The 12,695-nt window shown below is 59.1% G+C and carries 5 protein-coding genes, 2 tRNA genes and 3 rRNA genes; all 10 read left to right on the forward strand.

Annotation, left to right across the window (positions count from 1 at the left end):
* Positions 1-334 precede the first annotated feature (334 nt).
* The 10 genes from HMPREF1224_RS28425 to phoU all read left to right on the forward strand — a co-directional run bounded on the left by HMPREF1224_RS28425 (position 335) and on the right by phoU (position 12,692).
* Positions 335-1,870, forward strand: a 16S ribosomal RNA gene (locus HMPREF1224_RS28425).
* Between the two features lie 64 nt (positions 1,871-1,934).
* Positions 1,935-2,011, forward strand: a tRNA-Ile gene (locus HMPREF1224_RS28430).
* Between the two features lie 28 nt (positions 2,012-2,039).
* Positions 2,040-2,115: transfer RNA gene (locus HMPREF1224_RS28435), tRNA-Ala, on the forward strand.
* A gap of 226 nt (positions 2,116-2,341) precedes the next feature.
* Positions 2,342-5,232, forward strand: a 23S ribosomal RNA gene (locus HMPREF1224_RS28440).
* A 144-nt stretch (positions 5,233-5,376) separates the two neighbouring features.
* Positions 5,377-5,492 (forward strand): 5S ribosomal RNA (rrf, locus tag HMPREF1224_RS28445).
* The 16S, 23S and 5S rRNA genes sit together here with 2 tRNA genes alongside, the layout of an rRNA operon.
* A 403-nt stretch (positions 5,493-5,895) precedes the next feature.
* Positions 5,896-6,867: a phosphate ABC transporter substrate-binding protein PstS gene (pstS, locus tag HMPREF1224_RS28450; RefSeq protein ID WP_003096673.1), complete on the forward strand. Its 972-nt coding sequence runs from the start codon at positions 5,896-5,898 to the stop codon at positions 6,865-6,867.
* A 422-nt stretch (positions 6,868-7,289) separates the two neighbouring features.
* On the forward strand, positions 7,290-9,323 hold the full coding sequence (locus HMPREF1224_RS28455; RefSeq protein ID WP_078451233.1) for an ABC transporter permease subunit: 2,034 nt from the start codon (positions 7,290-7,292) through the stop codon (positions 9,321-9,323).
* Between the two features lie 19 nt (positions 9,324-9,342).
* On the forward strand, positions 9,343-11,019 hold the full coding sequence (gene pstA / locus HMPREF1224_RS28460) for a phosphate ABC transporter permease PstA (protein WP_003096667.1): 1,677 nt from the start codon (positions 9,343-9,345) through the stop codon (positions 11,017-11,019).
* A 15-nt stretch (positions 11,020-11,034) separates the two neighbouring features.
* Complete coding sequence (gene pstB, locus HMPREF1224_RS28465; protein WP_003096663.1) at positions 11,035-11,868, forward strand: phosphate ABC transporter ATP-binding protein PstB; 834 nt, start codon at positions 11,035-11,037, stop codon at positions 11,866-11,868.
* Between the two features lie 95 nt (positions 11,869-11,963).
* The gene (gene phoU / locus HMPREF1224_RS28470) at positions 11,964-12,692 is read left to right on the forward strand and encodes a phosphate signaling complex protein PhoU (protein WP_003096661.1); all 729 of its coding nucleotides are present in this window, start codon (positions 11,964-11,966) and stop codon (positions 12,690-12,692) included.
* Positions 12,693-12,695 lie beyond the last annotated feature (3 nt).

Here is a 12,695-nt window from a genome sequence, read left to right on the forward strand (position 1 = left end):
TTTGAACGCTGTAGAATGCGCCTCCCGCTGATCGGAAGATGGTTTGAAGGTCGGCGCAAGCGGTTGAGTAGAAAAGAAAATTTTCGAAAATAACGCTTGACGGAACGAGAGGTTGCTGTAGAATGCGCGGCCTCGGTTGAGACGAAAGCCTTGACCAACTGCTCTTTAACAAGTCGAATCAAGCAATTCGTGTGGGTGCTTGTGATGTAAGACTGGTGATCGCAAGATTATCAGCAACGCAAGTAACACTCGTGAATTCGAGAGTTTTATCTCTTTTTAAGAGAATGCGATTGCTGAGCCAAGTTTAGGGTTTTCTCAAAACCCAAGCAGTATTGAACTGAAGAGTTTGATCATGGCTCAGATTGAACGCTGGCGGCAGGCCTAACACATGCAAGTCGAGCGGATGAAGGGAGCTTGCTCCTGGATTCAGCGGCGGACGGGTGAGTAATGCCTAGGAATCTGCCTGGTAGTGGGGGATAACGTCCGGAAACGGGCGCTAATACCGCATACGTCCTGAGGGAGAAAGTGGGGGATCTTCGGACCTCACGCTATCAGATGAGCCTAGGTCGGATTAGCTAGTTGGTGGGGTAAAGGCCTACCAAGGCGACGATCCGTAACTGGTCTGAGAGGATGATCAGTCACACTGGAACTGAGACACGGTCCAGACTCCTACGGGAGGCAGCAGTGGGGAATATTGGACAATGGGCGAAAGCCTGATCCAGCCATGCCGCGTGTGTGAAGAAGGTCTTCGGATTGTAAAGCACTTTAAGTTGGGAGGAAGGGCAGTAAGTTAATACCTTGCTGTTTTGACGTTACCAACAGAATAAGCACCGGCTAACTTCGTGCCAGCAGCCGCGGTAATACGAAGGGTGCAAGCGTTAATCGGAATTACTGGGCGTAAAGCGCGCGTAGGTGGTTCAGCAAGTTGGATGTGAAATCCCCGGGCTCAACCTGGGAACTGCATCCAAAACTACTGAGCTAGAGTACGGTAGAGGGTGGTGGAATTTCCTGTGTAGCGGTGAAATGCGTAGATATAGGAAGGAACACCAGTGGCGAAGGCGACCACCTGGACTGATACTGACACTGAGGTGCGAAAGCGTGGGGAGCAAACAGGATTAGATACCCTGGTAGTCCACGCCGTAAACGATGTCGACTAGCCGTTGGGATCCTTGAGATCTTAGTGGCGCAGCTAACGCGATAAGTCGACCGCCTGGGGAGTACGGCCGCAAGGTTAAAACTCAAATGAATTGACGGGGGCCCGCACAAGCGGTGGAGCATGTGGTTTAATTCGAAGCAACGCGAAGAACCTTACCTGGCCTTGACATGCTGAGAACTTTCCAGAGATGGATTGGTGCCTTCGGGAACTCAGACACAGGTGCTGCATGGCTGTCGTCAGCTCGTGTCGTGAGATGTTGGGTTAAGTCCCGTAACGAGCGCAACCCTTGTCCTTAGTTACCAGCACCTCGGGTGGGCACTCTAAGGAGACTGCCGGTGACAAACCGGAGGAAGGTGGGGATGACGTCAAGTCATCATGGCCCTTACGGCCAGGGCTACACACGTGCTACAATGGTCGGTACAAAGGGTTGCCAAGCCGCGAGGTGGAGCTAATCCCATAAAACCGATCGTAGTCCGGATCGCAGTCTGCAACTCGACTGCGTGAAGTCGGAATCGCTAGTAATCGTGAATCAGAATGTCACGGTGAATACGTTCCCGGGCCTTGTACACACCGCCCGTCACACCATGGGAGTGGGTTGCTCCAGAAGTAGCTAGTCTAACCGCAAGGGGGACGGTTACCACGGAGTGATTCATGACTGGGGTGAAGTCGTAACAAGGTAGCCGTAGGGGAACCTGCGGCTGGATCACCTCCTTAATCGAAGATCTCAGCTTCTTCATAAGCTCCCACACGAATTGCTTGATTCACTGGTTAGACGATTGGGTCTGTAGCTCAGTTGGTTAGAGCGCACCCCTGATAAGGGTGAGGTCGGCAGTTCGAATCTGCCCAGACCCACCAATTGTTGGTGTGCTGCGTGATCCGATACGGGGCCATAGCTCAGCTGGGAGAGCGCCTGCTTTGCACGCAGGAGGTCAGGAGTTCGATCCTCCTTGGCTCCACCATCTAAAACAATCGTCGAAAGCTCAGAAATGAATGTTCGTAGATGAACATTGATTTCTGGTCTTTGCACCAGAACTGTTCTTTAAAAATTCGGGTATGTGATAGAAGTAAGACTGAATGATCTCTTTCACTGGTGATCATTCAAGTCAAGGTAAAATTTGCGAGTTCAAGCGCGAATTTTCGGCGAATGTCGTCTTCACAGTATAACCAGATTGCTTGGGGTTATATGGTCAAGTGAAGAAGCGCATACGGTGGATGCCTTGGCAGTCAGAGGCGATGAAAGACGTGGTAGCCTGCGAAAAGCTTCGGGGAGTCGGCAAACAGACTTTGATCCGGAGATCTCTGAATGGGGGAACCCACCTAGGATAACCTAGGTATCTTGTACTGAATCCATAGGTGCAAGAGGCGAACCAGGGGAACTGAAACATCTAAGTACCCTGAGGAAAAGAAATCAACCGAGATTCCCTTAGTAGTGGCGAGCGAACGGGGATTAGCCCTTAAGCTTCATTGATTTTAGCGGAACGCTCTGGAAAGTGCGGCCATAGTGGGTGATAGCCCCGTACGCGAAAGGATCTTTGAAGTGAAATCGAGTAGGACGGAGCACGAGAAACTTTGTCTGAACATGGGGGGACCATCCTCCAAGGCTAAATACTACTGACTGACCGATAGTGAACCAGTACCGTGAGGGAAAGGCGAAAAGAACCCCGGAGAGGGGAGTGAAATAGAACCTGAAACCGTATGCGTACAAGCAGTGGGAGCCTACTTGTTAGGTGACTGCGTACCTTTTGTATAATGGGTCAGCGACTTATATTCAGTGGCAAGCTTAACCGTATAGGGTAGGCGTAGCGAAAGCGAGTCTTAATAGGGCGTTTAGTCGCTGGGTATAGACCCGAAACCGGGCGATCTATCCATGAGCAGGTTGAAGGTTAGGTAACACTGACTGGAGGACCGAACCCACTCCCGTTGAAAAGGTAGGGGATGACTTGTGGATCGGAGTGAAAGGCTAATCAAGCTCGGAGATAGCTGGTTCTCCTCGAAAGCTATTTAGGTAGCGCCTCATGTATCACTCTGGGGGGTAGAGCACTGTTTCGGCTAGGGGGTCATCCCGACTTACCAAACCGATGCAAACTCCGAATACCCAGAAGTGCCGAGCATGGGAGACACACGGCGGGTGCTAACGTCCGTCGTGAAAAGGGAAACAACCCAGACCGCCAGCTAAGGTCCCAAAGTTGTGGTTAAGTGGTAAACGATGTGGGAAGGCTTAGACAGCTAGGAGGTTGGCTTAGAAGCAGCCATCCTTTAAAGAAAGCGTAATAGCTCACTAGTCGAGTCGGCCTGCGCGGAAGATGTAACGGGGCTCAAACCACACACCGAAGCTGCGGGTGTCACGTAAGTGACGCGGTAGAGGAGCGTTCTGTAAGCCTGTGAAGGTGAGTTGAGAAGCTTGCTGGAGGTATCAGAAGTGCGAATGCTGACATGAGTAACGACAATGGGTGTGAAAAACACCCACGCCGAAAGACCAAGGGTTCCTGCGCAACGTTAATCGACGCAGGGTTAGTCGGTTCCTAAGGCGAGGCTGAAAAGCGTAGTCGATGGGAAACAGGTTAATATTCCTGTACTTCTGGTTACTGCGATGGAGGGACGGAGAAGGCTAGGCCAGCTTGGCGTTGGTTGTCCAAGTTTAAGGTGGTAGGCTGAAATCTTAGGTAAATCCGGGGTTTCAAGGCCGAGAGCTGATGACGAGTCGTCTTTTAGATGACGAAGTGGTTGATGCCATGCTTCCAAGAAAAGCTTCTAAGCTTCAGGTAACCAGGAACCGTACCCCAAACCGACACAGGTGGTCGGGTAGAGAATACCAAGGCGCTTGAGAGAACTCGGGTGAAGGAACTAGGCAAAATGGCACCGTAACTTCGGGAGAAGGTGCGCCGGCTAGGGTGAAGGATTTACTCCGTAAGCTCTGGCTGGTCGAAGATACCAGGCCGCTGCGACTGTTTATTAAAAACACAGCACTCTGCAAACACGAAAGTGGACGTATAGGGTGTGACGCCTGCCCGGTGCCGGAAGGTTAATTGATGGGGTTAGCGCAAGCGAAGCTCTTGATCGAAGCCCCGGTAAACGGCGGCCGTAACTATAACGGTCCTAAGGTAGCGAAATTCCTTGTCGGGTAAGTTCCGACCTGCACGAATGGCGTAACGATGGCGGCGCTGTCTCCACCCGAGACTCAGTGAAATTGAAATCGCTGTGAAGATGCAGTGTATCCGCGGCTAGACGGAAAGACCCCGTGAACCTTTACTGTAGCTTTGCACTGGACTTTGAGCCTGCTTGTGTAGGATAGGTGGGAGGCTTTGAAGCGTGGACGCCAGTTCGCGTGGAGCCATCCTTGAAATACCACCCTGGCATGCTTGAGGTTCTAACTCTGGTCCGTAATCCGGATCGAGGACAGTGTATGGTGGGCAGTTTGACTGGGGCGGTCTCCTCCTAAAGAGTAACGGAGGAGTACGAAGGTGCGCTCAGACCGGTCGGAAATCGGTCGCAGAGTATAAAGGCAAAAGCGCGCTTGACTGCGAGACAGACACGTCGAGCAGGTACGAAAGTAGGTCTTAGTGATCCGGTGGTTCTGTATGGAAGGGCCATCGCTCAACGGATAAAAGGTACTCCGGGGATAACAGGCTGATACCGCCCAAGAGTTCATATCGACGGCGGTGTTTGGCACCTCGATGTCGGCTCATCACATCCTGGGGCTGAAGCCGGTCCCAAGGGTATGGCTGTTCGCCATTTAAAGTGGTACGCGAGCTGGGTTTAGAACGTCGTGAGACAGTTCGGTCCCTATCTGCCGTGGACGTTTGAGATTTGAGAGGGGCTGCTCCTAGTACGAGAGGACCGGAGTGGACGAACCTCTGGTGTTCCGGTTGTCACGCCAGTGGCATTGCCGGGTAGCTATGTTCGGAAAAGATAACCGCTGAAAGCATCTAAGCGGGAAACTTGCCTCAAGATGAGATCTCACTGGGAACTTGATTCCCCTGAAGGGCCGTCGAAGACTACGACGTTGATAGGCTGGGTGTGTAAGCGTTGTGAGGCGTTGAGCTAACCAGTACTAATTGCCCGTGAGGCTTGACCATATAACACCCAAACAATCTGACGATTGTGTGTTGTAAGGTGAAGTCGACGAACCGAAAGTTCGCATGAACCGCAAAACACCTTGAAATCACATACCTGAATCCGGATAGACGTAAGCCCAAGCGAACGGATATCCAACCGAATTGCTTGACGATCATAGAGCGTTGGAACCACCTGATCCCTTCCCGAACTCAGAAGTGAAACGACGCATCGCCGATGGTAGTGTGGGGTCTCCCCATGTGAGAGTAGGTCATCGTCAAGCTCCTATCCCAAAACCCCTGGTCAGCGATGACCAGGGGTTTTGCTTTTGCGCGCGGAAAAAGGCGTGCTTCCTCGCTTCTTTTCTCGACTGCGAATGCCGGCGGCGACTGTCACAATTGCCCTGGAAACTACCCATCCTGCATGAAACGGATGGACGGCTACCTCCCCCAGGCGGATCGAAAACGCGCTCCAGAGGGCCTCCCCGGCCCCTCCGTGAAAGGCTGGAGCCCTTGTGTTTCCAGGCTTTTAGGGGTGTGGCAGGGCTTCTCCCAAGGCTTGCGGAAAAATGTCGGAAGGCTGATGGCATTTCATCCAACTGTCACATTCCTTTCATAGAGTCTTCATGCGGCCTGACGATACTGGCCCCCGTTCCATCCAACCCCATCCTGTCCAAGGAGCAAGGCATGAAACTCAAGCGTTTGATGGCGGCCCTGACGTTCGTCGCCGCAGGCGTAGGCGCCGCTTCCGCGGTAGCCGCGATCGACCCGGCGCTGCCGGAATATCAGAAAGCCAGCGGTGTGTCGGGCAACCTGTCGAGCGTCGGCTCCGACACTCTGGCCAACCTGATGACCATGTGGGCCGAGGAGTACAAGCGCCTCTATCCGAACGTGAACATCCAGATCCAGGCTGCCGGTTCTTCCACCGCGCCGCCGGCCCTGACCGAAGGCACCGCCAACCTGGGCCCGATGAGCCGCAAGATGAAGGACGTCGAGCTGCAGGCTTTCGAGCAGAAGTACGGCTATAAGCCGACCGCCGTCCCGGTCGCTGTCGACGCCCTGGCGATCTTCGTGCACAAGGACAACCCGATCAAAGGCCTGACCATGCAGCAGGTCGATGCGATCTTCTCCGCTACCCGCCTGTGTGGCAGCAAGCAGGACGTGAAGACCTGGGGCGACCTGGGCCTGACCGGTGACTGGGCGAAGAAGCCGGTGCAACTGTTCGGCCGCAACTCGGTTTCCGGCACCTACGGCTACTTCAAGGAAGAAGCCCTGTGCAAAGGCGACTTCCGTCCGAACGTCAACGAGCAGCCGGGTTCGGCTTCCGTGGTGCAGTCGGTCAGCCAGTCGCTGAACGGCATCGGCTACTCCGGTATCGGCTACAAGACCGCCAGCGTGAAGACCGTGGCCCTGGCCAAGAAGGAAGGCGCTGCCTTCGTCGAGGACAACGAGCAGAACGCCCTGAACGGCACCTATCCGCTGTCGCGCTTCCTCTACGTCTACGTGAACAAGGCGCCGAACAAGCCGCTGGACCCGCTGGAGGCTCAGTTCCTCAAGCTGGTTCTGTCCAAGACCGGCCAGCAGGTCGTGGTCAAGGACGGCTACATCCCGCTGCCGGCCAAGGTGGCCGAGAAGGCGATCAAGGAACTGGGCCTGTAATCCAGTGACTTGAGCGGATGGCCCAGCGATGGGCCGTCCAGGCATGAAGGCTCTGCCGGCGGGCGCTAGGATCCGCCGGCCTTTCCCGCCAGCGAGGCTCTGCTGGCGGGCTTTGTTGCGTCATGTTGCTGTCATCTGTCTGTCATACAGAGCCTTTAGGGTGTCACCCCATGAACGACATGGCCAACTCCCCGATGAACTCCTCCCTTGCTCCCGAGCGGATTGACTTCAATACGCCAGCCCTGCAACGCAAGCGCCGCATCCGTGCCCTCAAGGACCGCCTGACCCGCTGGTACGTGCTGGTCGGCGGCCTGGCCGTGCTGGCGGCGATCACCCTGATCTTCTTCTACCTGGCCTACGTCGTGCTCCCCCTGTTCCGCGGCGCCGACCTGGAGACCCGCGAAGCGCTGACTCCGGCCTGGATGCAGCAGGCGCAGGTGCCCCTGCTGCTCAGCATCGAGGAGCAGAACCAGGTGGCCATGCGCGTCGGCGGCCAGGGCGAGATTCTCTTCTTCAACGCCAAGACCGGTGTCGAACTGAAGCGTGTCGCTCTGCCGCTTCCGGCGGGCAGCGAGATCCGCTCGATCGCCCAGGACCAGCCGGGCAGCCCGACGGTCGCCCTGGGCCTGTCCAACGGACAGGTGCTGGTGTTCCAGCACACCTACAAGGTCACCTACCCGGACAACAAGAAGACCATCACCCCGGAGATCGCCTTCCCCTACGGCGAGACCCCGATCGGTCTCGATCTGCAGGGCCGCCCGCTGGAGCATGTGAGCATCAATGCCGGCGACGACAGCCTGCTGCTGGCTGGCTCCGTCGACAAGCAACTGCTGCTGTTGAGCATGACTCGGGAAGAGAACATGCTGACCGGCGAAAGCACGCTGGACGAGGAGCGCATCGAACTCCCGCAGATCGCCGAACCGGTGAAAGCCATCTACCTCGACCCGCGCAAGCAGTGGCTGTACGTGATCAACGGACGTGCCACCGCCGATGTGTTCGACCTGCACAGCCGCCAGTTGAACGGTCGCTACAAGCTGCTGGAAGACCCCAACGCCGAGGTCACCGCGAGCACCCAGCTGCTGGGCGGCATCTCGCTGCTGGTGGGCGACTCCAAGGGTGGCATCGCCCAGTGGTTCATGGCTCGCGATACCGACGGCGAACCGCGCCTGTCGCACGTTCGCGACTTCAATCTGGATGGCGCGCCGATCAGCGCCATCGCTCCGGAACAACGGCGCAAGGGCTTCATCGCCCTGGACGAGAAGGGCAACCTCGGCGTCTTCCACAGCACCGCGCACCGTACCCTGCTGGTCCAGCCGGTCGCCGACTCTTCCGGGGTCATCACCCTGTCGCCGCGGGCCAACCGCCTGCTGCTGGAGCAGGGTGGCAAGATCCACCGCTTCGCCCTGAGCAACCCGCACCCGGAAATCTCCTGGAGCGCGCTCTGGGGCAAGGTCTGGTACGAGAGCTACGACAAGCCGGCCTACGTCTGGCAGTCCACCGCCGCGACCACCGACTTCGAACCGAAGCTGAGCCTCTCGCCGCTGACCTTCGGCACGCTCAAGGCCGCCTTCTACGCGATGATCCTGGCAGCTCCGCTGGCCATCGCGGCCGCCGTCTACACCGCCTATTTCATGGCTCCGGCGATGCGCCGCAAGGTCAAGCCGGTGATCGAGCTGATGGAAGCGCTGCCGACGGTGATCCTCGGCTTCTTCGCCGGCCTGTTCCTGGCGCCCTACGTCGAAGGCCACCTGCCGGGTGTGTTCAGCCTGCTGTTGCTGACGCCGCTGGGCATCCTTCTTGCCGGCCTGCTCTGGAGCTGCCTGCCCGAGCGTATCCGTCTGAGCCTGCCGGCCGGCTGGGAAGCCGCGCTGCTGATCCCGGTGGTGCTTGCCGTCGGCGCCTTCGCCCTGTGGCTGAGCCCGCACCTGGAGACCACCTTCTTCGGCGGCGACATGCGCCTCTGGCTGAGCCACGACCTGGGCATCACCTACGACCAGCGCAATGCCCTGATCGTCGGGCTGGCAATGGGCTTCGCGGTGATCCCGAATATCTTCTCGATCGCCGAGGACGCTATCTTCAGCGTGCCGCGCAGCCTCACCTACGGCTCCCTGGCCCTGGGCGCCACGCCCTGGCAGACGCTGACCCGCGTGGTGATCCTGACCGCCAGTCCAGGCATCTTCTCGGCGCTGATGATCGGCATGGGCCGCGCCGTCGGCGAGACCATGATCGTGCTGATGGCGACCGGCAATACCCCGGTGATGGAAGTGAATATCTTCGAGGGGATGCGCACCCTGGCGGCCAACGTCGCGGTGGAGATGCCCGAGTCGGAGGTCGGCGGCAGCCACTACCGCGTGCTGTTCCTCTCGGCGCTGGTACTGCTGACGTTCACCTTCGTGATGAACACCCTGGCAGAGCTGATCCGTCAGCGTCTGCGCAAGAAATACGCGTCGTTGTAAGCGGCGGAGGTATAGCTCTGTGAAACAGAAACAGGAAACCGTCAAAGCCTGGTTCGGCAGCGGCTCGCCCTGGGTGTGGATGAACGCCGGCGCGGTGTCGATCGCGGTGATCATGACCATCGGCCTGCTGGCGGTGATCGCGGTACGCGGCCTCGGCCACTTCTGGCCGGCGAACGTCATCGAGGCGACTTACCAGATCCCTGGCGAAGCCGCCAAGACCGTGATCGGCGAGGTGGTCCAGGCCGAGGAAGTGCCGCGCGCGCGCCTGCGCAGCGCCGGCATGCCGGTCCCGGAGGCCGGCCCCGAATTCATGACCCGCGAGCTGCTCAAGCTGGGCAACCGCGAGCTTTACGGCAGCGATTTCTCCTGGGTCGTCGGCGAGTGGCTGCAGGACATCAAGCGTCCCGAAGCGCTGATGGTTCTCGAACGCCGCGAGTGGGGCAACTTCTACGGCTACCTGCTGAGCGTCAAGGAGAACGGCCAGGTGGTCGCCGAAGGCGACGCCGCGGTAGGCGAACTGCAGAAGCGCATGCAGCGGGTGGATGACCTCTACGCCAAGCTCTACAAGCTGGAGAAGGGCGACATCGGCGGGATCAACCACGGTCTCGAGCGCCTGCGCCTGAAAGAGCGCAAGTTGCAGTTGGACGGCAAGCTGGACGCCGCCGCCCAGGCCGACCTGGCCGCCGAGCGCAGCGAGTTGCAGGCGCGCTACAAGGTCCTGGAAGAGCAGCTCAACGGCCTGCACCAGGAGTTCAACCGCGACAGCGTGGTAATGCGCGACGCCAGCGGCCGCGAGAGCGAAATCACCCTTGGCAAGCTGGTGCATGCCTACCAGCCCAACGCCATGGGCCTGGGCACCAAGATGACGGTGTACTTCAAGAAGCTCTGGGAGTTCCTCAGCGACGATCCGCGCGAGGCCAATACCGAGGGCGGTATCTTCCCGGCGATCTTCGGCACCGTGATGATGACCCTGGTGATGGCGCTGATCGTCACCCCGTTCGGCGTGATCGCTGCGGTCTACCTGCGCGAGTACGCCAAGCAGGGGCCGCTGACCCGGGTGATCCGCATCGCCGTGAACAACCTCGCCGGCGTACCGGCGATCGTCTACGGCGTGTTCGGCCTGGGTTTCTTCGTCTACGTGCTGGGCGGTTCCATCGACCGGCTGTTCTTCCCCGAGGCCCTGCCGGCGCCGACCTTCGGTACCCCCGGGCTGTTCTGGGCCTCGCTGACCCTGGCGATCCTCGCCGTGCCGGTGGTGATCGTCGCCACCGAGGAAGGCCTGGCGCGGATTCCGCGCGCGGTCCGCGAAGGCTCCCTGGCGCTCGGCGCGACCAAGGCGGAAACGCTGTGGAAGATCGTCCTGCCGATGGCCAGCCCGGCGATGATGACCGGCCTGATCCTCGCCGTGGCCCGTGCCGCCGGCGAAGTGGCGCCGCTGATGCTGGTCGGCGTGGTGAAACTGGCACCGTCGCTGCCGGTCGACGGTAACTATCCGTACGTGCATCTCGACCAGAAGATCATGCACCTCGGTTTCCATATCTACGACGTCGGTTTCCAGAGCCCCAACGTCGAGGCCGCACGGCCGCTGGTATACGCTACGGCGTTGCTGCTGGTCGTGGTGATCGCCCTGCTGAACTTCTCCGCCATCGCGATCCGCAATCGCCTGCGCGAGAAGTACAAGGCCCTGGAAAACTGATTGAGGGAGCTTCCCATGCAAAACGAGACCGCCAGCCACGGCATCAACTTCGATGCGCTCGGCCGCGACCGCCAGAGCCTCGACCTGGCTTCCGAAAGTGTCGAACTGGAAGTGCCCGGGCTGAACCTGTTCTACGGCGCCAAGCAGGCCCTTTTCGACGTCCGGATGAACATTCCGAAGCAGCGCGTGACCGCCTTCATCGGCCCGTCCGGCTGCGGCAAGTCGACCCTGCTGCGCTGCTTCAACCGGATGAACGACCTGGTGGATGGCTGCCGCGTCGAAGGCGAGATTCGCCTCGATGGCCACAACATCTTCGCCAAGGGCGTCGACGTCGCCGAGCTGCGCCGTCGCGTCGGCATGGTGTTCCAGAAGCCCAACCCGTTCCCCAAGAGCATCTACGAGAACGTGGTCTACGGCCTGCGTATCCAGGGCATCAACAAGAAGCGCGTACTTGACGAGGCCGTCGAGTGGGCGCTGAAGGGGGCTGCGCTGTGGGAGGAGGTGAAGGATCGCCTGCACGAGTCCGCCCTCGGCCTGTCCGGCGGCCAGCAGCAGCGCCTGGTGATCGCCCGGACCATCGCGGTGGAACCGGAAGTGCTGCTGCTCGACGAGCCGTGCTCGGCGCTGGACCCGATCTCCACGCTGAAGATCGAAGAGCTGATCTACGAGTTGAAGTCGAAGTTCACCATCGTCATCGTTACCCACAACATGCAGCAGGCCGCGCGGGTTTCCGACTATACGGCGTTCATGTACATGGGCAAGCTGATCGAGTTCGGCGACACCGATACGCTGTTCACCAACCCGGCGAAGAAGCAGACCGAAGACTACATCACCGGCCGCTACGGCTAGCGGCGCGTCCGGAGGCGCGGCGATACCGCTGCCTCCGGCGCTCTCCGTAGCTCGTTGATGTCACCGGTCGCAGCGGCTCCAGAAGGATTCCCCACATGATCAACAAAGACAGTCTCACCCATCACATCTCCCAGCAGTTCAACGCCGAGCTGGAGGATGTGCGCAGCCACCTCCTGGCCATGGGCGGGCTGGTGGAAAAGCAGGTCAACGACGCGGTCAACGCGCTGATCGACGCCGACTCCGGCCTCGCGCAGCAGGTCCGCGAGATCGACGACCAGATCAACCAGATGGAGCGCAACATCGACGAGGAGTGCGTGCGTATCCTCGCCCGGCGCCAGCCGGCGGCCTCCGACCTGCGCCTGATCATCAGCATCTCGAAGTCGGTGATCGACCTCGAGCGGATCGGCGACGAGGCCTCCAAGGTCGCCCGCCGCGCCATCCAGCTGTGCGAGGAAGGCGAGTCGCCGCGCGGCTACGTCGAGGTTCGGCACATCGGCAGCCAGGTACAGAAGATGGTGCAGGAGGCACTGGATGCCTTCGCCCGCTTCGATGCCGACCTGGCGCTGTCCGTGGCGCAGTACGACAAGACCGTCGATCGCGAGTACAAGACCGCCCTACGCGAACTGGTCACCTACATGATGGAAGACCCGCGGGCGATATCCCGCGTGCTCAACATCATCTGGGCCCTGCGCTCGCTGGAGCGCATCGGCGACCATGCGCGCAACATCGCCGAGCTGGTGATCTACCTGGTTCGCGGCACCGACGTTCGCCACATCGGCCTGACCCGCATGAAGGAAGAGGTCGAGAACAACCGCGGCGAGTGATCT

Source organism: Pseudomonas sp. P179, assembly GCF_000478485.2.
GTDB lineage: Bacteria > Pseudomonadota > Gammaproteobacteria > Pseudomonadales > Pseudomonadaceae > Pseudomonas > Pseudomonas aeruginosa.

Excerpts from the sequence above, each read along its gene's own strand:
- pstB (WP_003096663.1), top strand. The coding sequence starts at position 11,035 with ATGCAAAACGAGACCGCCAGCCACGGCATCAACTTCGATGCGCTCGGC.
- pstS (WP_003096673.1), top strand. The coding sequence starts at position 5,896 with ATGAAACTCAAGCGTTTGATGGCGGCCCTGACGTTCGTCGCCGCAGGC.
- HMPREF1224_RS28455 (WP_078451233.1), top strand. The coding sequence starts at position 7,290 with ATGCAGCAGGCGCAGGTGCCCCTGCTGCTCAGCATCGAGGAGCAGAAC.
- phoU (WP_003096661.1), top strand. The coding sequence starts at position 11,964 with ATGATCAACAAAGACAGTCTCACCCATCACATCTCCCAGCAGTTCAAC.